The sequence below is a fragment of the Halobacillus sp. KGW1 genome (genome assembly GCF_001592845.1).
In the GTDB taxonomy this organism is placed as follows: Bacteria; Bacillota; Bacilli; order Bacillales; family Halobacillaceae; genus Halobacillus.
Window position 1 is genome coordinate 462,789 of sequence record NZ_LSOC01000002.1, and the last position, 25,558, is coordinate 488,346.

Annotated in this window: 30 protein-coding genes; 21 read left to right on the forward strand and 9 right to left on the reverse strand. The window is 49.2% G+C overall.

From position 1 onward, the window contains the following. Positions 1–81: 81 nt before the first annotated feature. The 3 genes from AXG56_RS03050 to AXG56_RS03060 all read left to right on the forward strand — a co-directional run bounded on the left by AXG56_RS03050 (position 82) and on the right by AXG56_RS03060 (position 1,794). On the forward strand, positions 82–699 hold the full coding sequence (locus AXG56_RS03050) for an HAD family hydrolase (RefSeq protein WP_026577595.1): 618 nt from the start codon (positions 82–84) through the stop codon (positions 697–699). A gap of 31 nt (positions 700–730) precedes the next feature. Beyond that, positions 731–1,054, forward strand: a complete 324-nt coding sequence (locus AXG56_RS03055) for a hypothetical protein (RefSeq protein ID WP_062513210.1) — start codon at positions 731–733, stop codon at positions 1,052–1,054. A gap of 317 nt (positions 1,055–1,371) precedes the next feature. Continuing rightward, a complete protein-coding gene (locus AXG56_RS03060) occupies positions 1,372–1,794 on the forward strand; it encodes a VOC family protein (protein ID WP_062513212.1) in 423 nt (140 codons plus the stop codon). Between the two features lie 44 nt (positions 1,795–1,838). On the opposite strand, the gene AXG56_RS03065 is transcribed toward AXG56_RS03060, so the two are convergent. Further along, positions 1,839–2,030: a CsbD family protein gene (locus tag AXG56_RS03065; RefSeq protein ID WP_008639437.1), complete on the reverse strand. Its 192-nt coding sequence runs from the start codon at positions 2,028–2,030 to the stop codon at positions 1,839–1,841. A 357-nt stretch (positions 2,031–2,387) separates the two neighbouring features. Between AXG56_RS03065 and abc-f the strand changes: the two genes are divergently transcribed. Then, positions 2,388–4,010, forward strand: a complete 1,623-nt coding sequence (gene abc-f, locus AXG56_RS03070; RefSeq protein ID WP_062514093.1) for a ribosomal protection-like ABC-F family protein — start codon at positions 2,388–2,390, stop codon at positions 4,008–4,010. A 36-nt stretch (positions 4,011–4,046) separates the two neighbouring features. On the opposite strand, the gene AXG56_RS03075 is transcribed toward abc-f, so the two are convergent. After that, complete coding sequence (locus AXG56_RS03075; protein ID WP_062513214.1) at positions 4,047–4,298, reverse strand: hypothetical protein; 252 nt, start codon at positions 4,296–4,298, stop codon at positions 4,047–4,049. A 206-nt stretch (positions 4,299–4,504) separates the two neighbouring features. On the opposite strand from AXG56_RS03075, the gene AXG56_RS03080 reads away from it, so the two are divergent. The 6 genes from AXG56_RS03080 (at position 4,505) to AXG56_RS03105 (ending at position 10,266) form a co-directional block, all read left to right on the forward strand. After that, on the forward strand, positions 4,505–5,227 hold the full coding sequence (locus AXG56_RS03080; protein WP_062513216.1) for a nucleotidyltransferase domain-containing protein: 723 nt from the start codon (positions 4,505–4,507) through the stop codon (positions 5,225–5,227). Between the two features lie 226 nt (positions 5,228–5,453). Continuing rightward, entirely contained in the window at positions 5,454–6,956 is a 1,503-nt protein-coding gene (locus AXG56_RS03085) for an amidase (RefSeq protein ID WP_062513218.1), read from the forward strand. A gap of 149 nt (positions 6,957–7,105) precedes the next feature. Beyond that, entirely contained in the window at positions 7,106–8,044 is a 939-nt protein-coding gene (locus AXG56_RS03090) for an AraC family transcriptional regulator (protein ID WP_062513219.1), read from the forward strand. Between the two features lie 96 nt (positions 8,045–8,140). Beyond that, entirely contained in the window at positions 8,141–9,277 is a 1,137-nt protein-coding gene (locus AXG56_RS03095) for an FAD-dependent monooxygenase (RefSeq protein ID WP_062513220.1), read from the forward strand. A gap of 220 nt (positions 9,278–9,497) precedes the next feature. Next, positions 9,498–9,893 (forward strand): hypothetical protein, encoded by a 396-nt coding sequence (locus AXG56_RS03100; RefSeq protein ID WP_026577589.1) that lies wholly within the window; start codon positions 9,498–9,500, stop codon positions 9,891–9,893. A 16-nt stretch (positions 9,894–9,909) separates the two neighbouring features. Next, positions 9,910–10,266 carry a DUF4440 domain-containing protein gene (locus AXG56_RS03105; protein ID WP_008639454.1) on the forward strand — a complete coding sequence of 119 codons (357 nt, stop codon included), beginning with the start codon at positions 9,910–9,912 and terminating at the stop codon, positions 10,264–10,266. Between the two features lie 153 nt (positions 10,267–10,419). Here the strand turns inward: AXG56_RS03105 and AXG56_RS03110 are convergent, their stop codons facing one another. Further along, positions 10,420–10,920 carry a GNAT family N-acetyltransferase gene (locus AXG56_RS03110; RefSeq protein WP_062513222.1) on the reverse strand — a complete coding sequence of 167 codons (501 nt, stop codon included), beginning with the start codon at positions 10,918–10,920 and terminating at the stop codon, positions 10,420–10,422. Positions 10,921–10,937: 17 nt separating this feature from the next. Beyond that, entirely contained in the window at positions 10,938–11,495 is a 558-nt protein-coding gene (locus AXG56_RS03115) for a DJ-1/PfpI family protein (RefSeq protein WP_026577587.1), read from the reverse strand. 137 nt (positions 11,496–11,632) lie between these two features. Between AXG56_RS03115 and AXG56_RS03120 the strand changes: the two genes are divergently transcribed. The 8 genes from AXG56_RS03120 (at position 11,633) to AXG56_RS03155 (ending at position 18,832) form a co-directional block, all read left to right on the forward strand. Further along, positions 11,633–12,505: an aminoglycoside 6-adenylyltransferase gene (locus AXG56_RS03120; protein WP_062513224.1), complete on the forward strand. Its 873-nt coding sequence runs from the start codon at positions 11,633–11,635 to the stop codon at positions 12,503–12,505. A 125-nt stretch (positions 12,506–12,630) separates the two neighbouring features. Next, positions 12,631–13,626, forward strand: coding sequence for a LacI family DNA-binding transcriptional regulator (locus AXG56_RS03125; protein ID WP_062513226.1), 996 nt, complete (start codon positions 12,631–12,633; stop codon positions 13,624–13,626). Beyond that, a complete protein-coding gene (gene rbsK, locus AXG56_RS03130; protein ID WP_008638433.1) occupies positions 13,613–14,503 on the forward strand; it encodes a ribokinase in 891 nt (296 codons plus the stop codon). The genes AXG56_RS03125 and rbsK overlap by 14 nt, the downstream gene beginning before the upstream one ends. Next, positions 14,500–14,886 (forward strand): D-ribose pyranase, encoded by a 387-nt coding sequence (gene rbsD, locus AXG56_RS03135; RefSeq protein ID WP_062513228.1) that lies wholly within the window; start codon positions 14,500–14,502, stop codon positions 14,884–14,886. Before rbsK ends, rbsD begins: the two co-directional genes overlap by 4 nt. A gap of 11 nt (positions 14,887–14,897) precedes the next feature. Next, a complete protein-coding gene (locus AXG56_RS03140; RefSeq protein ID WP_008638431.1) occupies positions 14,898–16,388 on the forward strand; it encodes a sugar ABC transporter ATP-binding protein in 1,491 nt (496 codons plus the stop codon). Continuing rightward, positions 16,375–17,334, forward strand: coding sequence for a ribose ABC transporter permease RbsC (gene rbsC / locus AXG56_RS03145; RefSeq protein ID WP_051348869.1), 960 nt, complete (start codon positions 16,375–16,377; stop codon positions 17,332–17,334). Before AXG56_RS03140 ends, rbsC begins: the two co-directional genes overlap by 14 nt. 12 nt (positions 17,335–17,346) lie before the next feature. Beyond that, positions 17,347–18,273: a ribose ABC transporter substrate-binding protein RbsB gene (gene rbsB, locus AXG56_RS03150; RefSeq protein WP_062513230.1), complete on the forward strand. Its 927-nt coding sequence runs from the start codon at positions 17,347–17,349 to the stop codon at positions 18,271–18,273. Positions 18,274–18,454: 181 nt separating this feature from the next. Next, positions 18,455–18,832 (forward strand): hypothetical protein, encoded by a 378-nt coding sequence (locus tag AXG56_RS03155; RefSeq protein WP_051348868.1) that lies wholly within the window; start codon positions 18,455–18,457, stop codon positions 18,830–18,832. A 77-nt stretch (positions 18,833–18,909) separates the two neighbouring features. Here AXG56_RS03155 and AXG56_RS03160 read toward each other — a convergent pair whose 3' ends face one another. Beyond that, a complete protein-coding gene (locus AXG56_RS03160; protein WP_062513232.1) occupies positions 18,910–19,341 on the reverse strand; it encodes an Lrp/AsnC family transcriptional regulator in 432 nt (143 codons plus the stop codon). A gap of 118 nt (positions 19,342–19,459) precedes the next feature. Here AXG56_RS03160 and AXG56_RS03165 point away from each other — a divergent pair, with 118 nt between their 5' ends. Further along, complete coding sequence (locus AXG56_RS03165) at positions 19,460–19,888, forward strand: carboxymuconolactone decarboxylase family protein (RefSeq protein WP_062513234.1); 429 nt, start codon at positions 19,460–19,462, stop codon at positions 19,886–19,888. 549 nt (positions 19,889–20,437) lie between these two features. After that, positions 20,438–22,360 (forward strand): threonine--tRNA ligase, encoded by a 1,923-nt coding sequence (gene thrS, locus AXG56_RS03170; RefSeq protein WP_062513236.1) that lies wholly within the window; start codon positions 20,438–20,440, stop codon positions 22,358–22,360. 124 nt (positions 22,361–22,484) lie between these two features. Here thrS and AXG56_RS03175 read toward each other — a convergent pair whose 3' ends face one another. From AXG56_RS03175 to AXG56_RS03185, 3 genes are read right to left on the reverse strand one after another with little or no spacing between them, the layout of a single operon-like run. After that, a complete protein-coding gene (locus AXG56_RS03175; protein WP_062513238.1) occupies positions 22,485–23,210 on the reverse strand; it encodes an NAD-dependent protein deacylase in 726 nt (241 codons plus the stop codon). Beyond that, a complete protein-coding gene (nfsA, locus tag AXG56_RS03180) occupies positions 23,207–23,947 on the reverse strand; it encodes an oxygen-insensitive NADPH nitroreductase (RefSeq protein WP_062513240.1) in 741 nt (246 codons plus the stop codon). Before nfsA ends, AXG56_RS03175 begins: the two co-directional genes overlap by 4 nt. 13 nt (positions 23,948–23,960) lie before the next feature. Beyond that, a complete protein-coding gene (locus tag AXG56_RS03185) occupies positions 23,961–24,617 on the reverse strand; it encodes a hypothetical protein (RefSeq protein ID WP_062513243.1) in 657 nt (218 codons plus the stop codon). Positions 24,618–24,764: 147 nt separating this feature from the next. Here AXG56_RS03185 and AXG56_RS03190 point away from each other — a divergent pair, with 147 nt between their 5' ends. Continuing rightward, positions 24,765–25,112, forward strand: coding sequence for a hypothetical protein (locus AXG56_RS03190; protein ID WP_062513245.1), 348 nt, complete (start codon positions 24,765–24,767; stop codon positions 25,110–25,112). 8 nt (positions 25,113–25,120) lie between these two features. On the opposite strand, the gene AXG56_RS03195 is transcribed toward AXG56_RS03190, so the two are convergent. After that, positions 25,121–25,372 carry a hypothetical protein gene (locus AXG56_RS03195; RefSeq protein ID WP_008638412.1) on the reverse strand — a complete coding sequence of 84 codons (252 nt, stop codon included), beginning with the start codon at positions 25,370–25,372 and terminating at the stop codon, positions 25,121–25,123. Positions 25,373–25,558: the final 186 nt, after the last annotated feature.

The following is a 25,558-nucleotide window of genomic DNA, read 5'->3' on the forward strand; positions in this document are numbered from 1 at the left end:
ATCACTCCGGCTTTTTTTGTGTCGTACCTTTTTTCTGTGATACATTAAAAAGAGAAAGAGGATAGACAGGAGGCAGTATATATGGACAGCATTATTTTTGACTTGGACGGAACCATTTGGGATCCGATTGATACGGTGCTCGATGCTTGGAACAAAGCACTGGAGCAGGACGACAGGATCGATACGACATTCACCCGTGCCGACCTGGAAGGGGTTATGGGACTTCAGGTGAAGGAAATGAGTGCAAAACTTATGCCGGAGCTTAAGGAAGCCGATCGTCTGGACATCATGGACCGCTGCTTCGAGCTTGAAGAAGAGCAGATCCGGAAGCAGGGGGGAGCCCTTTTTCCACAGGTGGAAGAAGTGTTGGATCGGCTTTCTGATACCTATGATCTGTTTATCGTCAGCAACTGCCAGGACGGCTACATCGAGTCCTTCTATGAATATCACAAACTCGAACGCTACTTTAAAGATTATGAAAATCCGGGCCGGACGGGGTTGTCAAAAGGCGAAAATATCAAGCTGGTGATCGACCGCAACAACCTTGATGCCCCGGTGTACGTGGGGGATACGAACGGGGATGAGAAGGCGGCGTCGGATGCCGGCATCCCGTTTGTGTACGCGGCCTATGGTTTCGGTGAAGTCGAAGGATATGATAAGAAGATCGAAGCATTTAAGGATCTGGAACAGCTGTTCTAATATTTGTTTAAAGATAGGATGAATGTACGTTTTGTTTGTTATGTATCTCGGAATGTCTGCCGGTATGAACGTCATGACCGGTGTTCCTATAGCCATCGCTTTATTTGCCATCATCACAGCTAATGCAGCGGAACGTTCGATCATTACGAAGCGGTCGAATAAGTATCTGTTTCTCGGAGTCAGTATCATCTACAGCCTCGTCGTTCCTTTCATCGCAGAACCGGTGATGGTGGAGGCTTCCCACGGGGACTCTCCGGGGTACTTCCGCTTCCTGCTGTTTCTAATTGTGCTTGGTTTTGTATTTGTGCAAATCATTGGATATGACCTGTTAAATCGCGTGACGGAAGACGATTGAGGCGTGAAAGAGGAAGGTGGATGTAAGAATTAAAGGCTGTCTATGCGGACAGCCTTTTTTTTCGTCAGCCGGTGATATCCTTTTCCTTTCCCTTCTCGTACGTGACGATGCTTGGAAGGAGAAACGAAATAAACAAGAAATAAAGCACGAGAGCGGCTGTGAAGACAGCAGAGGAATGGAGTAAGGGAACAAAATTCTACAAGATCGGGCAGGAATTGCATCGATACTTAGAGAAACAAGAACGTATATCCTGTGTGCGGAGGGGAGGTCGTTTCGTCAGCTGGTAAGAATCATCCTTTGTAATGGAGGGATTAAAGATGGCTTTACAGGCTAAACAGACGTATCTGAATCTACCTGTCAAAGATCTGGATAAATCCATGCGTTTCTTCAAGGAATTGGGGTTTGACTTTCATACCGATTATACGGACGACAAAGCAGCCTGTCTGATTATCAACGAACGGACGTTTCTGATGCTGCTGGTTAACGACATGTTTGATACGTTTACGAATAAGGAACGGGCAGACACGGCGAAACAGACGGAAATGATCATCGCCGTTTCCACCGATACGCGTAAACAGGTCGATGACATCGTGAACAAAGCGCTGGAAGCCGGCGGGAAACCATCGAATGAACCATTCGATCACGGGTTCATGTACGGGTGGAGCTTCCAGGACCTTGACGGTCACCTTTGGGAAGTGATGTACATGGAAGAGAACGCGAATGAAGAGGCCGCAGGGTAAGAAAAAAAGACGGAAGAGGCGTGCATTCCTCTTCCGTCTTTATGTTATCGATTATGTTTTTCGTTGTCTTTCATATTGCCGATGCCTTCCTGCATGCTGCCTTTCGTCTTGTCTTTCTTGCCTTCGCGCTGCATTTTCGGGTCGTCTTTGGCATTACCTACCTGGTCTTTCACTTCCCCTTTGACTTTGTTGACAGCACCTTTCACTTTATCGCTGAGTCCTTTGTTATCTGCCATTTCGAACACTCCTTATGATAAAAGTGGTTGCAGAGTACTTGTACCCGCTGAGTACTTCCTGAAACATGGGAATGGTTTTGGAGGAAAGCTTTTACATGAAATGCCGGCTGTGCTATAGTGGTTCTAACTTATGAAGAAGGGATGATGGGTGGCCGATGAAAAACTAATCTTATGTTCCAAAGTCTGAAATCGAAACATTTCATGCTTACGAATCTAGGATTAGTCTGCCCATTTTTCCATAGCGACAGGAGCTGTTCCCACGGGAAGGCTTTGTTTGTTGTTGTTTTCGTGCGGCTAATCCTTCCAGGAATCTGGGAGGATTTTTTGTTCTCCTGGAAAAGAGAGGATCGGATGTTTATGAACGAACACGTGAGAATAAGGGACGTCGATGCGGCAACGAATGAGAAAGTGATTTTGAAGGGAGCGGCTGCGACCTGTCATAAGGGAGACGTCATCGGCATCATCGGGCCGAACGGCTGCGGGAAGTCGACGCTGCTCCGCTTGATTTCGGGAGGTTTGAATCCAGACAGAGGGCGGATAGAAATCCTAGGCCGTTCCGTGAGGCTGCTTGAACAAGAGGTGGAGACTTTTCCAACGGAACCAAAGCTGCCGGAGGAGAAGCGGCTGCGTAATAAGTGGCAGGTTCCAGACGGTACGTTCACTTCTCTCAGCGGCGGAGAAAAGTTGAAAGCGCGACTGGCCCGGGCTTTCGCTCAAGGATCTGATCTACTCTTGTTGGATGAGCCGACAAATCACTTGGATGAAGCCGGTATGGAAGCGCTCCTTCAGGAAGTGAAGCGCTACAAGGGCACGATTCTGCTTGTTTCCCACGACCGTCGTTTTCTCGATGAAGCTGTTTCGAAAATCTGGTCGATCGAGAACAAAGGGATTGTCGAGAACGTCGGGAACTATTCGGCGTACATGGAGGTCCGGGAACAGCGGAAACGGACGGAGCAGCGGGCGGTCGCGAAACAACAGAAGATGGTCGAGCAGATCGAAGGCCAGATGAAGGAACTGGCATCGTGGTCGAAGAAAGCGCACGATGCCTCCACAAAGAAGGAAGGCTACAAAGAGTACTACCGGAAAAAGGCCAAGCGGACGGATAAACAGGTGAAATCGAAACAGAAGCGTTTGGAGAAAGAACTGGATAAGCATACGATCGACCGGTTGGAGGAGGAGAAAGACATCCGATTCTCCTTAAAGACGAAAGATAAAACGGGAAGACGTTTCGTGGAAGCGAAAGGGTTGACGAAGCGGTTCGGTGACCGGATATTGTTTGAGGATGTCCACTTTACCATTCAGCACGGGGAAAAAATCGGGCTCGCAGGGCCAAATGGCAGCGGGAAGACGACACTATTGAACATCATCCTTGGCAGGGAGACAGCAGAAGGAGACGTGTGGATTTCGCCGGCTGCCAACGTCGGTGTTCTTACCCAGCAGGTTTTCGATTTACCATTGGACGAAACTCCCGCCCGCTACTTTTATCAGGAATCGTTTGAAGCGAGAGGGAAAGTGCGGACGTTGATGGATCAATTGGGCTTCACGGATGATCAGTGGAAAGAGAAGTTCAAGGATATGAGCATGGGGGAGCGTGTAAAGTGCAAACTGATGGTTCACTTACTGGATGGGAAAGATGTGCTCATCCTTGATGAACCGACGAACCACCTGGACCTCCCCTCCAGAGAACAGCTGGAGAAGACGCTCGCTCTTTATGAAGGGACGCTGATCGTCGTATCCCACGACCGCTATTTCATGGATAAGACGACTGACACAACATGGTCGTTGGCAGGCCGTAAGATCAGAAAGGGAACCAGGGTAAAACCCGTGGAGGAATCAGAAGCGATGCGGATGCGTTTGGAAACGGAACGGCAGGAAGTGCTCGGGAAATTGAGCTTCCTCCTGCCGGGTGATGATGCGTATCAGGAACTGGACGCTAAGTTCAAGGAACTGACACGATTGATCCATCAACAGGAAAAATAAAGGGAAGGGCGGAGAGCCCTTCCCTTTTTCGTAATCTTATTTCCTTAGAGTTGCCAAGATGGTCGCGGGGGATGTCGTAAACAGGATGTAGGTTTCCTTTGTCGTCTTCATAACGATTCTATCTGTCGTGGCAGATGGGAAACCGATGCGCACCGCGTCTGCCGGTCCTCCGCCGTACGTTTCATCCTGATAGATGTCAAGAATGTCTTCAGCAGGTATGTCCACCTTGAAAAACTGCCAGCGGATTTTGATCGTGCTTCCTGTATGTTTCACACGTACCTCGAACATGTCCTGCATCCTTTTTCATAAACGGACTTCGCTCCTCTTTACGATGGTAGGAACGATTTCGTTTCAGAAGAATTCGGGTCTGTTTAGGAAAGCATCAATTTAATGGAAAATAGCGCTGCCGAATGACACGGTCCAAATCGTCAGAAAATGATAGCTGGGGATGCGGTTTTGTGGCATGATGGATAAAAAGTAGAGGAGAGATAGGAATGGCTTTGTCTAAAAGATTGGAGCCGCTTGTGGCTGTGAAACGGATAATAGACGAGAGGTTCCCCGCCTGTGATGCGGCGATCGTTGCCGGGAGTGTTATCCGAGGGGAAGGGACGGCGACGTCGGACCTTGATATCGTCCTGTTTGAGCGGGAAAGACAGGCCTCTTATCGCACATCCTTCTTTGCATACGGATGGCCGATGGAAGTGTTCGTGCACAGCTTCCTTTCTTATGAAAATTATTTCGAAAGCGACAGGGAAAGAGGACAGCCGAGCCTGCAGCAAATGGTTTCGGAAGGGACGATCGTGCGGGATGCCCCTGAACTAAAACGTATCCGGGAGGAAGCGAAGCAGGTGCTCTTGGAAGGACCGGACCTGTGGAGTGAATCGGTAATCAGGGAGAAGCGATATTTTATTACCGATCTGCTGGAAGACTTCATAGGGTGTTCCTCCAGGGACGAAGGAATATTCATTGCCGGATCCCTGGCAGAGCGGACGGGAGATTTTATTTTACGGACGAATAAGTGCTGGAGCGGGTCTTCCAAGTGGCTGCTGCGGGCTCTTAAGAGACATGACCCAACCATAGCTGGACAATTTAGTGACGCCTTTGACCGCTATTATCGGAATGGAGAAAAAGAATCAGTCATTCAATTGGTGGATGAAGCGATGGTTCCGCACGGCGGAAGGTTGTTCGAAGGCTTTTCGATTGGGGAAGACACATGAATAGGATAAGAATGGAGACAGCAGGGAATGATCACTGGTGTCTTTTTTTGTATAAAATATTTTGAAAATTATAACAAATTATCGTATGATAGAGTTTACCTTCTTATTCGATTGGAAGGAAGTGGTTATCTCAGTCGCTGTTCACTATAGTGGGAACGATTTCAGTAAGTCTGATGGAAAGCCTTTCGGGAGGACAAACCATAAAATTAAAAGGTGGAGATGGGATATGAGTTTTCAAATCGAGGAAGCTACGATTGCATCGATCCATACAGCCATGATGAACAAGGAATTGACGTGCAGGGAGCTTGTTGAGATGTATGTGCAGCGAATTCACGATTATGACCAGAACGGCCCGGAAATCAACGCCATAGTCGACGTGAACATGAAGGTGATGGAGGAAGCTGATGAACTCGACACCTACCTTGCCGCTGCCGGTAAATTGAAGGGGCCGCTGCACGGGATCCCCATTCTCGTCAAAGACCAGATTGATACCAAAGGCATCCGTACGACCTATGGATCTGAAGTGTTCGATGAGCATATCCCTGATGAGGATGCCGAGATTATTAAGAAGCTGAAGCAGGACGGGGCTATTGTATTGGCGAAAACCCTGCTGCCTGATTTCGCCGCTTCCTTCTTCGCTTGTTCTTCCTCCGGCGGGGAAACGAAGAACCCGTATGCACTGGACAGGGATGCGGGTGGGTCGAGCAGCGGCAGTGCCGCCGGTGTTGCCGCGAATTTCGGGGCGGTAGCGATAGGGGAAGACACGGCGGGATCGATTCGTCTTCCTGCTTCCTTCAATAATATATTCGGTATACGCGTAACGACAGGGCTGATCAGCCGTCATGGATTATCGTCCCTGGTCCACTTCCAAGATACACCCGGGCCGATGACGCGGACGGTAAAAGATGCCGCCATCCTGCTCGATACAATGGTCGGGTATGATCCGAAAGATCCTTACACCACTGCTGTTCTTCAGGCAAAGGATGCAGGTACCTACACCGAGCAGCTATCGGCGGAAGGATTGAACGGAGCCCGAATTGGAATATTACGGGAAGCGTTTGGGCCGGAAGGAAACCCGGATTGTGCGGCAGTAAACGAAGTAGCAGCCGCTGCCATTGCTGCTATGGAAGAAAACGGAGCGGAAGTGATTGATCCTGTATCCATCCCTGATTTGGAGAAGTATACGATGGAAACGGCACTTTATCATATTCAGTCCAAATATGATATTAATCAATTTTTGGAGACGAAAGGCGAAGTTACTTTGGAGGAGATTTATGAAAAAGGTCAATATCACCGGCTGCTTGATTTATTCCATGCGGTCATGACAGGGCCGGATCGTCCTGAAGAAAATCCGCTGTATTATAAGCAGCGTCACTTACAGGAAGTTTTCAGGCGAGAGATCGAGAACGTGCTCGCTCTTCATGATTTGGATGCGCTTGCTTTCCCGGATGTCCAAGTACTACCGCCGACGAGAGATGAGTTGTACAGTGGCAAGTGGATGAAAGAAATATTCCCTACCAACACCCTCATTTCCTCTCAGACCGGTCTTCCATCCTTGTCTATGCCAGCTGGTTTCACACAGGACGGCATTCCTGTAGGCATCCAACTTCTGGGACGGTCCTACGATGAAGCTACGTTATTAACGCTCGCCTATGGGTATGAACAAAAAGTCAGACCGAGGAAATCTCCGGCACTGGATCTTGTTTCTATGGATGAAAAGCAGGTATAAAGCCTGCTTTTTTTTGTTTTCAGAATGAATTCGTGTACCGATCTGCTTTCGTTCCCCCCTTTCCTGCCCTCCTGATTGTTTGGACATATTACTTACATAGAAGCCGGGATGTTTTTATAATGGAGGTTTAAAGGTTTAGGAGGGGTAAGATGGAGTACCCGTACGAGCAGGTGATGATGGAAAGAGAAACACAAATTTTCATGCTTATGCCTTCCGTGGAATACATATCGATGCATTGGCATGATCGACTGGAACTAATATTGGTGTTGGATGGGAACGTGCGTCTTACCGTCGAGAAGGATGTCTACGATTTGCAGGCGCTTGACCTGGTAGTTGTCAATGCTGATGAAATCCATGGAGTAGAAGCACGGGGACATAACCGCCTGATCATTATGCAGATACCTGTGAAATTCTTGGAATCTGTAGACCCGGACGCTGCAAAGGAATGTTTTATGCGGTTCCTTTCAGCAGAAGGGGATGTAACGAGCGCGGACAAAATAAGAAAGAGAATGATTGAAATGTTGATTCTGGCTGATAAGAATAAACCGTTTGATCATATTAAGATTCATTCCTTATGTTTGGACATACTCTACCTATTATTGAAGGGTTTCAGGACGTCATCGAATAGGGTATGCTTCCGGAAAAAGAAAAACGATCGTTCACGTCTTAACCGTATGATTCAATATATCCAGGACCACTTTTCCTATCCGATTACATTAGCAGATCTTGCGAAACAGGAAGGGCTGAGCCGGTCTTATGTGTCCAGATATTTTCGGAAGCACATGGGGATATCATTCATGTCCTATTTGAAGGGAGTGCGCTTGGAACATGCATTGCGCATGCTGATCGGGTCGGATTGGTCTATCACAGATATTGCACTCCAATCCGGTTTCTCGAATCTGACCACTTTCCATAATCTGTTCAAAACTACCTTCCATAAAACTCCCCACCAATATCGTAAACAAGCCCGGTCACATCAACCTCCGAAGGTTCAACAAAGCGGTGGCCGGATGTACCATTATGAGGAACAGGTGGATATAAACGTATTGGAAAAGGTATATGCACAACTGGCAAATGACAAGGATTGATAGGGTTTATGTCACAAAACGGGATGTTTCCACAAGAGGTCCAGTATACAATGTAGAAGGTGTTCAAACGAAGATTAGTAGGAAGAAGGTCATTCTATGTCACAATTACCAATTACGCGTGTTCTTATAGTCGGCGGAGGCATCGGTGGACTGTCGACGGCCATCGCCCTCGGAAAACTGGGGATAAAAGCAGAAATAGCCGAAGTGAAACAAGATTGGCAGGTGTATGGAGTCGGTATTTTCCAGCCGCCGAATGCACTCCGTGCGTTAAATGAATTAAATGTAGCGAAACGGTGTCTGGAAGAAGGTTATTCATTTGAAGGAATGGCCTACTGCGATGCGGAAGGAATCCGATTCGCAGAACCGGAATCTCCTAAAATTGCAGGGTACCCCGGTCTGAATGTCATCTCCAGAAAAAAACTCCATGATCTTCTTCTTGAAGAGGCATTGTCTTACGACACGACAATGCGAATGGGGACAACAGTTGAATCTTTCAACCATATAGAGCAAGGGGTATCCGTACAGCTTACGGACGGGACTGTACAAACCTATGATCTCGTCATTGGCGCAGACGGAGCGAATTCCAGAATGAGAGACTTGTTATTCGGATCGATCGAAAAGTCTTACGTCGGTCAGGCTGTATGGAGATACAAACTGCCTCGATTGGAAGGTGTGGAAACGAGTATCCTGTATTATGGTGAAAAGGCAAAAGCCGGCTTGGTTCCAATGTCGGAACAGGAAATGTACCTGTTACTAACGACGTCTGAACCAGGGAATCCGAGAATGCCGGAAGATCGCCTTCATGAGTTATTATTGGACAGGATCGATGGTTTCGGTGGACAAGTGGCTGCCATCAAGCCATGGATTACCGATCCTGATGCTGTCGTTTACCGTCCAATCTTTGATCATATGTTGCAAAGTCCGTGGTATGAAGGCTCTGTCCTATTAATAGGAGATGCTGCTCACTGTACTACTCCTCATCTTGGTCAAGGGGCAGCGCTCGCAGTCGAGGATGCCGTCGTCTTAGCGGAGTTGATCAAGGAGCATGAGGATGTTCATACCATCATGCAGGCGTTTATGAATCGCAGGTATGATCGCTCGCGCTATCTTTTGGACCACTCGCACCAGCTGGCGGAGTGGGAATTGATGGAATGGGCGGGGACACTTCCAGAACATACGGATGTGGCCGCTTATTCTTATGAAACGTTGAAGAAGATGAATGAAGCTATTTAACTCTGCGCACCCCTGAAGCAGGCAGCCTCCTGGTTCAGGGGTGCTTTTATCTGCTCCCATTCCGTTCACGCTGTGTTATATTGAGAGTATCACAGTAGTGGATTTTTATGTAAATTCAAGGTGACGGCACTGATTATTTCGGCGAAAGCTATTATCTTCAACCGACCAATATCATAGGATGGTAGAAAGCCAATGATAATGGAGAGGCAGGGGGATCTGTTTGAAAAAGTATGTGTGGATCGGCATCGGGTTACTTGCGGCCGTTGGGTTAAGCTTATTCGGCTATTTTGCCGTCGCCGGATCCGAAGCGGAACCGGCACCTGTCAAATGGGAAGGGGAAGTGACGCAGGAAGAGAAGGAGAAGGTAGGGAAGGTGATCGATGACGTTCTACAAAAAGATTTTTCTGAGAATATTGAGTCGATCACATATCAGCCTGATCAGGAGGCGCTTGTCGTACAAACGACTTTTCAAAAGTCGGACGTGCAGGAAGCATTGGCATTCGATGAAGCGGTCCTTAAGAAAGCAGGAGACAAAAAGAAGGGGCGGTCGTATCAGCTCATTCTGAATTACGACAACGGCGTCCCTTTCTCGACAGCTGTCATCCATAAGGACTGAGAAAAGGGGGAAGGGCATGGAAACAGCTTTAGAAAAGCATTTGTATCAGCTGGAAACCAAACTGCTGGAGGGAGAGGTGCGGAAATCGGCCACATCTCTAAACGAGCTGCTGGCGGATGATTTCCTGGAATTTTCGAGCACAGGAAAAGCGTACGGGAAAGAGCACGTTCTTAAGCGGCTCCCTGGTGAAGACGATCCCGGCTTCCTGCTTGATGATTTTCACTGCACGCCGCTTTCGCCGGAAAGCGCGATGACCTCTTTTCGTATATACATCCAAAAAACGGACAAACACTCCCTGCGGACCTCGGTATGGAAACGGACAGACGGGAAGTGGCAGATGACGTTCCATCAGGGGACAATGATCGGAGATTAGATGTGCGCCTCTCTTTGGAGAGGCGTTTTATGCTATTGCCAGGGAGCATAGGGGAATTACCCTAATGCTTCCTTTTTCTTTCAAACATAAGAAAAGGAATGGTTTAAAGCTTGGGACTGCATCATCGATCCCTCCCTGGCAGACTGCACGTGGTCAAACATCATCGATGGACAACAGCTCTTTGTGGAGAATTTCCCCGGGTAGTCCGTCGATCGTCCCTTGATAAACAGAAACAAAACCTTGTTTCGTTAAGATTCTTTTCGAAGCGATATTCTTCGGATCGATGACGGCCGTCAGTCTTTCGAGGCCTTGGTTTTCTGCCATGGTGATTAACCTTCCAGCTATCCTACTTCCGTATCCGAGACCCCAGCAATCCGGCACGATCATATAACCGATTTCCGCTTCTTCTTGTTTTTCCACGCTGCGGGTTAAATGGGCAAGTCCGAGAAAGCCGCCGGACGAATCGTACACTTTATACGAACCGAACGACGTCCCGTCGGCATTCCTCTTCAGCAGTTTGTCGAAGTTGCTCCGGGCTTCTTCTTCTGGTATGGCACGCTCGGTTATTTGAGCCATGACACGGACATCAGAAACAAGGCGGAAGTAGTCGGAGAAGTCCCCCTCTGTAAATTTCCCCATGCTTATCTCTTTCATATGTTCCCTCCTGATGATCAAGCACGAAGCTGGTTTTTAAAGAACAGCACGGTTTCGAGTTCATCTTCCCGGTCCCGGAACAATCCTGCTTCCTTGGCGACGGCGACGGCAAATTCGATGTAGGCATTCCCTTCCGCAGTAATGACATTCCCGCTTACCGTCACGTCCGTTTTGCTTCTGCCTACTTCGGGAAGGTAATCCGGAAATTCCTCCGACTCGAGCGAAGTGGAATATTCTCTGTCTTCGAGCACTCCGCTCATGCCAAGCAGAGCAGAAGCCCCGCAGATGGCGGCAATTCGCTTGTTCTTGTCATGAAACGATCGGATGAGTGTCCTTAAGGCTTCATCGCCGATCAAAGGCTCCGGATCTCCACCCGGGATCACGAGCATGTCATAATCATCCACGTCACAATTATTTATGTTGTGGTCTACCCGGATGACAAACTGACCCGAATGTCTGATCTCTTCCGTATGGCCGGCCGTCTCAATCGTGACATCTGTTTCGCTGAATATATAGGCAAGTGGACTGATTTCCCAATCGACATACCCGTCGTATAAAAAGAAAAGAGCTTTCATGGATTCGCCTGCTTTCCATAAGGAATAAAATTACTCTCTGATTTTACCATAATTTTCGGAAAATTAAGGAGCGGATAGAGGAAAAAAGGTTCCTTCTGTCAAAGATATACTAGGATCAATGGACGGAGGGATAACAGGTGAGGACGGAATTGGAAATGATGAATCTGATTAATGGAATTGCCGAAGCGGATGAGCGGATCCGTGCCGTGTATATGAATGGTTCAAGAACAAATCCCAATGTGAAAAAGGATATTTTCCAGGATTATGATATTGTTTTTGTCGTGAAGGACATCGGTTCGTTTCTTGCAGACGGTTCGTGGATCCATCGGTTCGGTCGGATTCTTATCGCGCAGGAGCCGGATAAGGGGAGGGACCAAGACGAATGGGATTGGTACGGGTACTTGATGCTGTTGGAAGACGGAAACCGCATCGATCTCCATTTGGAAACGATCGCGCATGCAGAAGCGAACTATGGACAGGATTCTCTGACACTGCCTATTCTCGATAAAGACGGAATTCTTCCGACAATTCCTGAATCTGCGGATACGGATTACCATATTCAAAAGCCGGACAGGGAAGAATTCTACCTTTGCTGCAACGACTTCTGGTGGTGTCAGCAGAATGTGGCGAAAGCGATTTGGCGGGATCAGCTGCCCTATGCGAAATTCATGATGGAAGAGATCATACGCAGCAGGCTCAACCAAATGGTGTCCTGGTGGATCGGTTTCGATATGGGCTTCGACCTATCTGTCGGAAAAGCGGGCAGCGAATTCAAACGCCTGCTTCCGAATCCGTATTGGAATCTCTACGCGGCTACATACGCCGATGACAGCTATCCGGATATATGGGCCGCTCTCTTTACGATGGGAGATTTGTTCCGCTTCCTCGGCCTGGAGGTCTCCGGGGCGGGCGGGTACGATTATCCGGATGGAGAAGATGAGGCGATGACGAACTACCTGCTTCATGTGAAGCAAATGCCTGCCCACGCTAAGGCCGTCTTCGACCTTTGATAAAAAGAACAGAGCTTTCCTTATTTTTTGAAGAGGAAAGCTCTTTTTTTAAAAAAGGGAGGTTGCTTTCCTTGAGTGAGTATGCTAGATTTTATGTAACCGGTTACATAAAATGAGGTGAAGACGTGGTTACAATAAAAGATGTAGCGAAGGAAGCCGGCGTCTCTGTCGCGACCGTCTCCCGTGTGTTGAACGACAACGGATATGTCGGTGCCGACACGCGTGAGAAGGTGATGGAGGCGATCTCGAAACTGAATTACAGTCCGAATGAAGTAGCCCGATCTCTTTATAAGCGGGAATCGAGGCTGATCGGCCTGCTGCTTCCTGATATTACGAACCCGTTCTTCCCGCAGCTGGCAAGAGGTGTCGAGGACGAGGCGGCCCGCGAAGGGTTTCGTCTGCTCCTTGGGAACAGTGATGAGAAAGCGAAGAAAGAACAGGAATACATTCAAACGTTCCTGCAGAATAACGTCGTCGGAGTCATCTCCGCGACCAACAGGGCGGATGATGGTATTTATGAGCCTTTATCGATTCCGCTTGTGCTGATGGACCGTACCTCCGGTGCCTATCCGTCCGTTTATGCGGATGGACGGGAAGGCGGCAGACTGGCGGCAAAAGCGCTGGTCGAACGAGGCGCGAAAAAAATCACGCTTATAAAAGGACCGGCGCACGTTAAGCCTGCGATGGAGCGGTTCCAGGGGGCGCTCGAGGTGCTGGGGGCGGCAGAAGTTGACTTCTCGGTCCTGTCGACAGACTCTTACACATTCGATGCAGCGAAAGGCTGGGCGGAAGAGCTGTTCCGGGTGCACCCGGACACGGATGGTGTGATTGCGAGTAACGATATCGTCGGAATTGCGATTCTCCATGAAGCTCTGCGCCTTGGGAAGCGGATTCCGGCAGACGTGCAGGTGGTCGGCTATGATGATATTCCACAAAGCAGTCTCGCCTATCCACCACTGTCGACAATCCGCCAGCCTGCCTACGATATGGGCAGGGAGGCAGCGAAGCTTCTGATCCGATTAATTAAAAAACAAAGCATAACGGAAACGGCAGTCGAACTGCCGGTAGCATTTATAGACAGACAAACGACTAGAGGAGGAACACATGATGAAGAAAGCTAAAATTGCCGTCATCGGCAGTTCGTCGATGGATCTCGTAGTAACATCAGCAAAAAGGCCGTCGGCAGGAGAAACGGTTTTGGGGGAATCTTTTCAAACGGTGCCTGGAGGCAAGGGAGCCAATCAGGCGGTAGCGGCAGCTCGCCTCGGGGCTGATGTCTATATGATCGGCTGCGTCGGAACAGATCCATACGGGGAAGCTGTTCTCGCCAATTTTCGTGAAAACGGTGTCCATACGGACTATGTGGAACCGGTTACAGATGCTAGGACAGGAACGGCTCACATCATTTTGGCCGAGGGGGACAACAGCATCGTCGTCGTTAAAGGGGCGAATGATCATGTGACGCCGGATTACGTAGAGAAGCTGATTCCTTTTTTCCAAACGTGCGACCTGCTAATGATCCAGCAGGAAATTCCGGAAGAAACCGTAGAGACGATGGCTCAAATCAGTGCCGACATCGGGGTCCCGCTGCTGCTCAACCCGGCGCCTGCCAGGCAAATACCGGCGGAAGTCATCGAACAGGCTGCTTTTCTTACTCCGAATGAGCATGAAGCAGCCGTGCTGTTCGACGGCGGCAACCCGGAGGATGTAACAAAGCGTTACCCTGGAAAACTGCTCATCACGGAAGGGGAAAAAGGCGTCCGCTACTATGACGGCGCAACAGAGAAGCTCATCCCTTCTTTCTCCGTTCAGGTCGTCGATACGACAGGGGCAGGGGACACATTCAATGCGGCGTTCGGAACAGCTATTGCAGAGAAGCAGGACATGGAAGCGGCACTGCTCTTCGCTAATCGTGCGGCATCGCTTTCTGTAACAGGCTTCGGTGCGCAAGGCGGAATGCCGACGAGAGAAGAAGTGGAAAGGGCGTTACGGTCATGAAGAAAAACGGGATGTTGAACAGTCATATTGCGAAAGTGCTCGCAGATCTCGGCCATACCGATACGATTGTGATTGCCGATGCCGGGCTGCCGGTGCCGGATGGTGTAAGGAAAATCGATGTGGCTCTCCGGGAAGGAACGCCGTCCTTTCTGGAAGTCATTAAGCTTATGCAGGAGGAAATGGTCATCGAACAGGTGACGCTTGCAGAAGAAATCGCAGGCAATGAAGCGGTGCACCAAGAGATGGCCGCAAGCTTCCCGGCCATCCGCTACACGGCCCACGAAGCTTTCAAGGAAGCGACGGCGCATGCAAAAGTCGTGATCCGTACGGGAGAAACGACGCCCTATGCGAATGCTATCCTTCATGCGGGCGTCACTTTTTAAGGAGGGATACGATGCACATACGTATGGAAAACATTCATAAAGCCTTCGGTAAAAATAAGGTGCTCGAAGGTGTCGATATAGAAATCAGGGACGGGGAAGTCCATGCCCTGATGGGGGAGAACGGAGCCGGAAAATCGACTCTGATGAACATATTGACGGGGCTGCATAAACGGGATGAAGGTACGATTATCATAAATGGCGAGAAGCATACCTTCACCAATCCGAAGGAAGCTGAGAAGTCCGGTGTCGCCTTTATCCATCAGGAGCTGAACGTGTGGCCGGATATGACGGTGCTTGACAATTTATTTATCAATAAGGAACCGGTTACATCTTTCGGTTTGATTCGAAGGAACAAAATGAAAGCGATTGCAGAAAAGCAGTTTGAGAAGCTTGCGATCACCATCCCGCTGACCAAGGATGCAGGGGAGTGTTCCGTCGGGGAGCAGCAAATGATCGAAATCGCCAAAGCGCTCATGACGGATGCGAAAGTGATCATCATGGACGAGCCGACGGCGGCGCTTACAGAAAGAGAGATTGAAAAGTTGTTCGCGGTCATCCGTTCCCTCAAACAAGACGGGGTATCCATCGTATATATTTCCCACCGGATGGAAGAGATCTTTACGATTTGCGACAGGATCACGGTGATGCGTGACGGAAAAACCGTCGATACGACACCGATTCCGGAAACGGACTTCGATGACGTCGTCCGGAAAATGGTCGGCAGGGAACTGACGGATCGTTTCCCTGCCCGAAAACCTTCTGTCGGAGAAAAAGTGCTGGAAGTAAAGAACCTTTCCCGGGCAGGAGCGTTCCGAAATGTCAACTTTTCTATACGAGCCGGCGAAATCGTCGGTGTCGCAGGATTGATGGGGGCGGGACGGACCGAAATCATGCGGGCGATCTTTGGACTCGATCAGAAAGACGACGGGGAAATCGTCATGAACGGGGAACCGATTGTCGTCAGGCGTCCTTCCGAGGCCGTTGCCAAGGGCATCGGATTTATTACGGAAGACCGGAAAGAAGAAGGGCTCGTCCTTGATTTTTCCATTAAAGATAATATCGCTCTTCCCAGCTTGGCGAGTTTTACGAAGTACGGTCGGATCGAAGAGAAGAGCGAATCGGATTTCGTCGATCTTCTTATCAAGCGGCTGACCATCAAAACAGAATCTTCGGAAACGCCGGCGAACCACCTCTCCGGAGGAAACCAGCAGAAGGTCGTCATCGCGAAATGGATCGGAATCGGGCCGAAAGTATTGATTCTCGATGAACCGACAAGAGGGGTCGACGTCGGCGCGAAGCGGGAAATTTACCAGTTGATGAACGAACTGACGGACAGGGGAGTAGCCATCATCATGGTCTCTTCGGAGCTTCCGGAAGTGCTCGGTATGAGCGACCGGATTCTCGTCGTCCATGAAGGAGAAATCGCAGGAGAATTGGGCAGAGAAGATGCCGATCAGGAAAAAATAATGACATTGGCTACAGGAGGTCATGTACATGGATAACGCAGTCAAAACGAACCATATCGGGAATTTCATCCAGAAGCTCGGACCGCTGCTCGGTCTGATCGTATTGATGGCGACCGTTTCAATAATTAATCCGAGCTTTTTAGAACCATTGAACTTATTGAATTTATTAAGGCAGGTTGCCATTAATGCATTAATTGCTTACGGCATGACCTTCGTCATTCTGACAGGAGGGATCGACCTGTCCGTCGGGTCCATCCTTGCTTTATCGAGTGCTTTGATGGCGGGGATGATGGTGTCCGGCATGGACCCGATCCTTGCCATTTTGATCGGCTGTCTGCTCGGCGCCGTAATGGGTATGGTCAATGGGCTGTTAATTACGAAAGGGAAAATGGCTCCGTTTATCGCGACACTTGCTACGATGACCATGTTCCGCGGCTTGACCCTTGTTTACACCGACGGGAACCCGATTACAGGGCTCGGAGACAGCTATGCGTTTCAGCTGTTCGGACGGGGCTACTTCCTCGGTATTCCGGTACCGGCGATCACGATGCTTCTAGCTTTTCTCGTCTTATGGGTGATTCTGCATAAGACACCGTTCGGAAGAAGGACGTATGCCATCGGCGGAAATGAAAAGGCAGCACGGATCTCTGGAATCAACGTTTCCCGGATGAAAATCATGATCTATTCCCTTGCCGGCCTTTTATCCGCATTGGCGGGGGCGATTCTTACCTCCCGACTGAATTCCGCGCAGCCGACGGCGGGTACGTCTTACGAACTGGATGCGATTGCAGCCGTCGTACTCGGCGGGACAAGTTTATCCGGGGGGCGTGGATTGATTGTCGGGACGTTGATCGGCGCCTTGATCATCGGAACATTGAACAACGGGCTCAACCTGCTCGGCGTCTCGTCCTTCTTCCAGATGGTCGTCAAAGGAATCGTCATTATCATCGCCGTATTGATCGATCGCAAGAAAGCAGCATAGGAGGGAAATCGTATGAAGAAATTATGGATGATAGTCATCGGCTTTTCGCTCATCTTTCTCGGTGCTTGTTCGCTGCAGCCGCCGGAGTGGGCAAAGCCTGGAAATAAGATAGATATGGATGATATCACAATCGGTTTGTCCGTTTCGACGTTAAATAACCCGTTCTTCGTATCTATGAAAGACGGTGTGGAGAAGAAAGCGGAGGCAGAAGGAATGGACGTGTTGACGGTCGATGCACAGAACGATGCGGCGAAACAGATCAGTGACGTCGAAGATTTGATCCAGCAGGGTGTCGATGTGCTCTTGATCAACCCGACGGATTCTGCGGCTATTTCAACAGCCGTGCAGTCTGCGAACAGCATCGGTATCCCTGTCATCACACTCGATCGCTCTTCTGAAAAAGGGGACGTAGAGACGCTCGTCAGCTCGGATAACGAAAAGGGCGGCGAGATGGCCGGGGAATACATCGTCGAGCAGCTTGGCGAAGGTGCGGCAGTAGCAGAACTTGAAGGCGTGCCGGGAGCATCCGCGACGAGGGAACGCGGTGCCGGCTTCCACCATGTGGCAGATGAGAAGCTGGACGTCGTCGCAAAGCAGACGGCGAACTTCGACCGGACGGAAGGCCTGGATACCATGGAAAACCTGATCCAGGGAAACCCGGATATTAAGGCTGTATTTGCTCACAACGATGAAATGGCGCTCGGGGCGTACCAAGCAATAAAGAGCTCCGGCAGGGATGTGCTTGTCGTAGGATTTGATGGAAACGAGGACGCCCTCTCCAGCATCGAACAGGGAAATTTGTCAGCGACAGTAGCCCAGCAGCCGGAGGAGATCGGCTCCCTTGCTGTAGAAGCAGGGCTTGATGTCCTGCAGGGAGAGAAAGTAGAAGAATACATTCCGGTTCCACTTAAATTGGTGACCAAGGATACGGAACAATAAGAAGAAGACCCTTTTGGCTCGTTTGCATAAAAGGGTCTTCTTCCTTTGTATTTCCATCCGCATTTCAAGTGCCGGCTGTTTTACAGACAGGGAGATCCGCTGCCGGGTTTCCTAATACCCTCTCATAAAACGTTAATTATTCCATAATTTGTTATAATAGTGTTAAAAGAGGAGGGATCGTGTGAAAAAAGCAGTAGGGATCCTCGCGTTTTTTCTTCTTCTCCTCGGCTGTTCCCAGGAAACACACCGTTTTGAAGGAACGGGTGATTTCTGGGATGTCCGCTTCCAGGCGGAGGTGACAGGGGAAGACAGGCAGACATCGTCCCTGCAGATCCGCTACATCGGGGATGGGGAAGCTCCTTCCACGGTCGATTATCATTTGGATACCCCGGCCGGAGAGTCTTCCCGAACAGGAGCCTTAGTAGAAGACGGGGCGTTTCAATATTCCGGAGGCGGCTGCTCGGGCTGTGCCGTGAACGAAGCTGACGACGACATCGTCTTTACGATTGATTGGGACGGGGAATCGGAGCAGATCGAACTGCAGAACGAAGACGAATGAAGCAGCTGGACCGCTTGACGGAAGAAGGACGGAACAGCTAGAGAGCAGCCGATGACGGCTGTTCTTTTTTCTATCGATCAGAGGCTTATAGATGTTTCCACTTGGGAGAATACGATGTTCGTCACGGTATGAGCGATATCGGCGAACTCGTTGATGAACGCTTCTATTTCTATCAGCTCGCTGACATGGAGCTTCAACATATAGCAGGCCCGGCCGGCGATTCGTTCACAGGAGGAGACGTCTTTCCGCTTCATGATTCTGTTCTGGAAGCGTTCGTACTGTCCGTCACGGACCGTCACTTCGATGATGCAGCAGATCGGCAGACCGGCGTTTGCGTAATCGATCCGTACCCCGTACCCCTTGATGATGCCGAACGATTCCATCTGCTTGATCCGCTCACTGACAGCCGGCGCGGACATGCCGATACGCCCGCCGAGCTTTCTCATGGAAAGGCGGCTGTCTTTCTGCAATTCATTTAAAATCTGCTTATCTATGTCATCGATTTTCATTTGGATAGCATCCTCTCGAATTCATTTGTGAATGTAAGGTATTCCTCAGTATTGCTTCTATTATGTAATGGTGAGATCCGTGTATTTCTCTTATGATTATGACAAGGGGGGAGAGGAAATGCCAAGAATTAATTTTGCTTCAGAAGGAACGACACCATTTGAACGATTATTAGGACATCAGCCCGCTGCGATGAAAGCGTGGAGCAGCTTAGGTACCTGTCTTATGGAGGAGGGAAAACTGTCCGCAGCATTGAAGGAGCAGGTACGGCGGGTGCTCGCACAGAAGAACGGCTGTGAATATTGTAAGGCGAAAGGAAAGCCGGATCCTTCCGAGTATGACGAACGGACTGCTGTCGCTGCGGGGTTCGCAGAAGTGTTCACCGTCTATCGCGGCATGGTTCCGGATTCGCTCTTCCAAGTCTTACGGGATGTATTCAATGATGCAGAAATCAGTGAACTGTGTGCGTACATCTGCTTCACGACCGCCTCCCAGTACATGGGGGCCGTCCTCGGACTCGAAGCGGAAAAATCTGCAAAAAGTGGTTGACTGGATTTTCCTTTTGGTATAAAGTGTATATCAATTCGATAGGCAACAGCCGTGATGAGGACAAACGGTGGGGTACAGCGGTCCACAGAGAAGGAAGCACAAGCTGAGAGCTTCCTGGAATGCGCCGTCTCCATTTACCACCTCGAAGCTGCATGGAGGATAATGCCATGCCGGATCTGCACCGTTAATGCAGCCGAAGCCGTTACTTATGTGACGGGAATTTGGGTGGAACCACGAGTCGAACACTCGTCCCTTACTTAGAGGGATGCGTGTTTTTTTATTTACGGAAAAAGCGAAGAAGAGGACAAAAGGGAACCGTTGACGATCGACAGAGAGGGAAGGGTATGCTGAGAACTTCCTCGATGCCGGGCTGTTCCTTACCACCTCCGAGCCGCGCGGAGGCCAATGCCGTGCCGTATTGCTGCGTTACAAGCTGTCAGAGAGCCGTCTTCAACGAAGACGGGAAACTGGGTGGAACCACGAGCGCACACTCGTCCCTTTATCGGGATGAGGTGCGTTTTTTTTATACAAAAAAAGGAGAGATTTGTTATGAAGCACTCAAACGTGGAAATCGTTTTTCCAGACGGAAAAAAGAAGGAATTCGAAAGTGGCATCACGCTTGAAGGAATTGCGGATTCAATCAGCCCGAGTCTGAAAAAGCGGTCTGTCGGTGGAAGGGTTAACGGGGAGTTGTATGACTACCGCCGTCCAATTGTTGAAGATGCAGCCATCGAACTGCTGGACTCAAAGTCAGAGGCATTCGTGAAAATGATGCGTCACACGGCCGCCCATGTGCTTGCCCAAGCGATCAGGCGGCTCTACGGGGACGTCCACCTCGGCATTGGACCGGTCACAGAGAATGGGTTCTTTTACGATATCGACATGGATCACATGCTGACGAAAGAAGATCTTCCTGTAATTGAAAAAGAAATGAAAAAAATCATAGAGGAAAATTACCCGGTAACAAGGGAATCGATGACGAGAGAGGAGGCGCATGCCTTGTTTGCAGGGGATCCATACAAAGAACAGCTGATCGACCGGGTGCCGGATGACGAGGGGATTTCTATTTATCGACAAGGGGAATTCGTCGATTTGTGCCGAGGACCCCATGTTCCGTCCACAAAATGGGTCGGTGCCTTTGTGCTTACGAATGTTGCGGGAGCTTATTGGCAGGGGGATAAGGAGAAGCCGATGATGCAGCGGGTGTACGGTAAAGCTTTCCCGACAAAGGCAGAGCTTGACGAACACTCAGCCCTTCTGGAAGAGGCAGAGCGTCGCAGTCACAGGAAGCTCGGGAAGGAACTCAATCTTTTCTTCTTTTCGGAAGAAGCTCCCGGCATGCCTTTTTACACGAAGAACGGTCAAATAATCAGGAATGAACTGGAAGGATTTCTGCGCGGTCTTCAAGAGGCACACGACTATGAGGAAGTCCGGACGCCTCTTATGATGAATCAGCGCCTTTGGAAGCAGTCGGGGCACTGGCATCATTATAAGGAGAACATGTACTTCTCGGAAGTGGATGATCAGACGTTCGCTATGAAACCGATGAACTGCCCGGGCCATATGTTGATTTTCAAAAATCAGCTTCATTCGTACCGTGACCTGCCGATCCGCATGTCTGAGTTCGGGCAGGTGCACCGTCATGAATACAGCGGCGCGTTGAATGGGCTTCTCCGGGTGCGGTCCTTTTGTCAGGATGATGCGCATATATTTGTCCGACCGGATCAGGTCGAAGATGAAATTGCTTCTGCTCTCCGGTTGATCGACGAGGTGTACCGCACGTTCGGGTTTGAATATACTGTTGAGTTATCCACTCGTCCGGAGAAGTCGATGGGGGAGGATGCGATGTGGAACCAAGCGGAGGAAGCATTGAAATCCGTATTGGACCGCCTGCCGAATGATTACGTGATTAATGAAGGCGACGGTGCGTTTTATGGACCGAAGATCGATATTCATATTAAAGATGCGCTGCAGAGAAGCCATCAGTGTGCAACCGTCCAGCTTGATTTTCAAATGCCCGAGAAATTTGATCTCACTTATGTAGATGAAACGGGAGCGAAAGTCCGTCCAGTCGTTCTGCACCGCGCCGTATTCGGCTCCATTGACCGCTTCCTTGGCATTTTAATTGAACATTTCGCCGGAGCATTTCCCGTCTGGCTGGCCCCAGAACAGGTGAAAGTGCTGCCCGTATCGCCTATTGCCCATGAGGCATATGCCGGCCGTGTCATCGAACACTTGAAAAGATCAGGAATAAGAGCAGGGGTGGACGCAAGAGAAGAGAAACTCGGCTATCGAATGCGGGATGCTCAAATGAGTAAAACACCGTATATCATCGTCGTAGGAGATGAGGAGAGAGACAATCACTCCTTGAACGTACGGATCTACGGACAAAAAGAGTCCGAAACGGTGTCGCTGGAAGCCTTTCTGCAAAAAGTGACAAAGCTTATAGGAAATCGTGTTCTTTCCTATTAATATAGCTGTGGAAACCCTTACATTTGTGTAGTATAATCGAAATAGAACGAAACGACCTGAAGGATGCTTGTCCGGGAAAGCAAAAAGGCTCAGAGTATGGATCTACTCTGAGCCTCTCTTTCTATCATCCCTTATTCTTTAAAGCCCGCAGCACTTCCGTTAAGTCCCCGTGGATGACATAATCGAAAAGGTGATCATGGCCGGTTGCTTCCCGGTTGATGATGACCGTCGTGATGCGGGGATTCCCCGCTGCCGTATACGGAAGCAGACTAAAAGGGGTGACCGTAAGGGACGTTCCCATGACAAGCAGCACGTCTGCCTGTTCAATCCGTGCTTCCGCTTCTTCATGAAGCGTGATCGGGTCACCGAACAGCATAACGTCGGGTCGAAGCACACTTCCGCAGGAGATGCAGGAGGGAAGGACAGCTTCCCGGATCGATTCAACCGGGTAAGCGTTCCCGCATTGTGTGCAGCTGGAGCTTCCAAGCGTCCCGTGGTATTCCAGCACGTCCGTGCTGCCTGCACGTTCATGCAGCCCGTCTACATTTTGCGTAATGATGGAAACACGACGGCCCTCTTCCAGTTGTTTCAGGAAGTGATGCACATCATTAGGCTCGTAGTCCTGGAGCAGTTTAAGCCGGAAGATCTCTTTATATTTGTTCCAGAAGTCCTGCGGGTTCTGGTGGAAATAATCAGCGGACATGTAGTACTCTCGGGAATGGTCTTCTGTCCACAGCCCTTGAGAAGAACGAAAATCCGGTATGCCGCTTGCCGTCGAGACGCCGGCACCTGTTAAGACGACAACTCGTTCTGCCTCATCCAGAACCTTTCTTACTTCCTCTATTTTCATTGTTTGTTAAAGCCCTTCTTCTTCACGATGCCGGTAACGTCCATTCGGATCGGCTTCGTGAAACGGCGCAGCATTTGGTCTGTCCACGAATCGCTGCGGTTGTTCGTCTGTCTGCCTGCGTAATAAGCGGCAATCGTTTCATCGAACGCGGCAAGTTTCTCCTTGTGATCCTTCTGATAGGTATTTTCGAAATAAACGGCTTCTTTCGGCAGTCGGGGTTTCTTATCCGGTTCAGCATCCGGCGTGCCGAATACCATGCCGAACAATGGAAGTACGTGTTTAGGAAGATCAAGTATTTCATCTACTTTATTCAATTGGTTTCGAATACTGCCGATATAACAAATACCAAGTCCCATCGATTCTGCTGCAATGGCAGCATTCTGAGCGGCCAGTGCTGCATCGATCGCTGCCACAAGGAAGTGTTCACTGTTCTCCAGGTTTTCCACCATTTCTTCATATTGGTCTTCTGTCGCATGAAGAGTGTGGCGGTGCAGATCGGCACAGAAAATCATCAGGTGTCCGTTATCCTTCACGTACGATTGTCCGGTGATCTCCGCCAGCTGTGCTTTCTTCGTTTCATCCGTGACGCCAATGATGGAATATGCCATCATATAGCTGGAAGTCGAAGCCTGCTGAGCAGATGCGATAATGGTGTTCAACTGCTCGCCGGTCAGCGGAATATCTTTGAATTTGCGGATGGATTTATGATTCAAAATCGTTTCTAAAGTTTCGTTCATTTTGTGTTCCTCCTTATTCCTTTCCGTACTTCCATAGCGAAGTTACGCTTTCGCGTCCGGGTTCTTCCGGAATGGATTCGCTTTTCATTTGAATGAGCGTTTCTTCCATAAAAGTAACAGAATCAATCGCATATTGGTACTGATCCGGTCTGGGAAGTAAGTGTTCATCGGCGGTTTCCAGCTCCATAGGATTGAGGGAAGCCATATCCACAACGGTCATCTGGTGTTTCTTTTCTCCATTGACGTCACGGGAGAAAAGGAAGGCCGCATACCCTCCCTCCGGAGATAATTCTATGCTTTCCCGTTCGCTTAAATCGCTCAGAAGGTAAGATACTTCGTCTTCAAAGCTGATCAATAAATGGGAGCAGACGTCTTCCCGGCATGCAAAATCTATAAGATAACGGTCTTCCGTTACCTCCTGATAATGCAGCCCTTCTATTGCAGCCTCCGTGTTTCCTGAAGAGTGGATGAACTGCCAAAGAATAGGGAAATTATCCTGCTCTATTATGTAAGTTGTGCCGTCCACATCAAGTTTGATTGATTCTTCCTGTTCTTCCGTCGAGTCACCGCCTGCAGCGGAGTCCAAACCTTTTTCCCCGGCACTGCCTGTCCAGCTGCAGCCTGCAATGATCAGGAGGAGAAGGAAAAGAATCGACAACCATTTCCTCATACTTGGATCTCCTCTCCCTTTCGTGGGATCTTGATTTAAGAATACCATAAAAGCATGCAGGGGTAGGAATATATTGCAGTCATGCAGGAGATTGTCCTTTTTGAAAGAATTATTGTACTATACTATTATGTGGGGAGGTCGGATAGGATGGCGGAAGTGTACAATTTCAAAGATTATCAAAAGAAGAAAAAAAAGCGGTCTTTTCAGGACGAACGGACGACTGTCGCAATTTATAAAAGTGTGGTTCATTATGTACATATGTATATCGAACCTCAGTATGAGGAACCGTTCGAGCACTTGACTACAAACATCTGCGTCCCTGAGTTATATAAGTATAATAAAGGGAAATTTTTAGAAACATTCGCAAGCCTGCTTGCTTATTGGAATATCGAGCCTCATCCGGAGAGTGACATTCCAAGAGGTGAAGAATTCAACTATTTTCCGACGATCGGGCATCTATGTGTCTATATTGAAAAAAGGGTGAAAGGTCTATAAGAACATGATTACTCATGTCTCATAGCTTTCACCCTTTTTATATTCACCAAACCAGCGTAAAACTGGATGAGGCCGATACCGAAGAGGATCGGTCCGACGGTCGTCGCGAAGTTAAGGCTGATAAAAGTCTGCACCATTCCCAGTGCTGTAAAGATCATATATTTCCTGGACTTCAAACTGAAGTAGGACGCGAACAGGGTCGCGATACTCACCAGTAGGAGTACAGGTGCGATCCATGGATATAATTCCAATAATCCCATGACTGTCACCTCCTGTAAATTAATGTTGTCAGAAAATTAAGTGTTTTTATATCTTATCATGGGTGGGAGGTATGGGACAAGAGCGAAAACCGTCTAGTTTTGCGGTTTCCAACTTGTGTTGTGAAGTTGTTTATACCCGCTCTATAAAAACATCAAACCTTTACTTCGAAATAAATGCCCCCAGGC

Coding starts and splice junctions, on each gene's coding strand:
- AXG56_RS03075 (WP_062513214.1), bottom strand. CDS start 4,298: ATGTTCGAGGTACGTGTGAAACATACAGGAAGCACGATCAAAATCCGC.
- AXG56_RS03140 (WP_008638431.1), top strand. CDS start 14,898: ATGCACATACGTATGGAAAACATTCATAAAGCCTTCGGTAAAAATAAG.
- AXG56_RS03185 (WP_062513243.1), bottom strand. CDS start 24,617: ATGAGGAAATGGTTGTCGATTCTTTTCCTTCTCCTCCTGATCATTGCA.
- AXG56_RS03050 (WP_026577595.1), top strand. CDS start 82: ATGGACAGCATTATTTTTGACTTGGACGGAACCATTTGGGATCCGATT.
- AXG56_RS03115 (WP_026577587.1), bottom strand. CDS start 11,495: ATGAAAGCTCTTTTCTTTTTATACGACGGGTATGTCGATTGGGAAATC.
- AXG56_RS03090 (WP_062513219.1), top strand. CDS start 7,106: ATGGAGTACCCGTACGAGCAGGTGATGATGGAAAGAGAAACACAAATT.
- thrS (WP_062513236.1), top strand. CDS start 20,438: ATGAAGCACTCAAACGTGGAAATCGTTTTTCCAGACGGAAAAAAGAAG.
- AXG56_RS03110 (WP_062513222.1), bottom strand. CDS start 10,920: ATGAAAGAGATAAGCATGGGGAAATTTACAGAGGGGGACTTCTCCGAC.
- rbsD (WP_062513228.1), top strand. CDS start 14,500: ATGAAGAAAAACGGGATGTTGAACAGTCATATTGCGAAAGTGCTCGCA.
- AXG56_RS03060 (WP_062513212.1), top strand. CDS start 1,372: ATGGCTTTACAGGCTAAACAGACGTATCTGAATCTACCTGTCAAAGAT.
- AXG56_RS03165 (WP_062513234.1), top strand. CDS start 19,460: ATGCCAAGAATTAATTTTGCTTCAGAAGGAACGACACCATTTGAACGA.
- AXG56_RS03105 (WP_008639454.1), top strand. CDS start 9,910: ATGGAAACAGCTTTAGAAAAGCATTTGTATCAGCTGGAAACCAAACTG.
- AXG56_RS03080 (WP_062513216.1), top strand. CDS start 4,505: ATGGCTTTGTCTAAAAGATTGGAGCCGCTTGTGGCTGTGAAACGGATA.
- AXG56_RS03190 (WP_062513245.1), top strand. CDS start 24,765: ATGGCGGAAGTGTACAATTTCAAAGATTATCAAAAGAAGAAAAAAAAG.
- AXG56_RS03160 (WP_062513232.1), bottom strand. CDS start 19,341: ATGAAAATCGATGACATAGATAAGCAGATTTTAAATGAATTGCAGAAA.
- AXG56_RS03085 (WP_062513218.1), top strand. CDS start 5,454: ATGAGTTTTCAAATCGAGGAAGCTACGATTGCATCGATCCATACAGCC.
- rbsK (WP_008638433.1), top strand. CDS start 13,613: ATGAAGAAAGCTAAAATTGCCGTCATCGGCAGTTCGTCGATGGATCTC.
- nfsA (WP_062513240.1), bottom strand. CDS start 23,947: ATGAACGAAACTTTAGAAACGATTTTGAATCATAAATCCATCCGCAAA.
- AXG56_RS03195 (WP_008638412.1), bottom strand. CDS start 25,372: ATGGGATTATTGGAATTATATCCATGGATCGCACCTGTACTCCTACTG.
- rbsC (WP_051348869.1), top strand. CDS start 16,375: ATGTACATGGATAACGCAGTCAAAACGAACCATATCGGGAATTTCATC.
- rbsB (WP_062513230.1), top strand. CDS start 17,347: ATGAAGAAATTATGGATGATAGTCATCGGCTTTTCGCTCATCTTTCTC.
- AXG56_RS03095 (WP_062513220.1), top strand. CDS start 8,141: ATGTCACAATTACCAATTACGCGTGTTCTTATAGTCGGCGGAGGCATC.
- abc-f (WP_062514093.1), top strand. CDS start 2,388: ATGAACGAACACGTGAGAATAAGGGACGTCGATGCGGCAACGAATGAG.
- AXG56_RS03065 (WP_008639437.1), bottom strand. CDS start 2,030: ATGGCAGATAACAAAGGACTCAGCGATAAAGTGAAAGGTGCTGTCAAC.
- AXG56_RS03175 (WP_062513238.1), bottom strand. CDS start 23,210: ATGAAAATAGAGGAAGTAAGAAAGGTTCTGGATGAGGCAGAACGAGTT.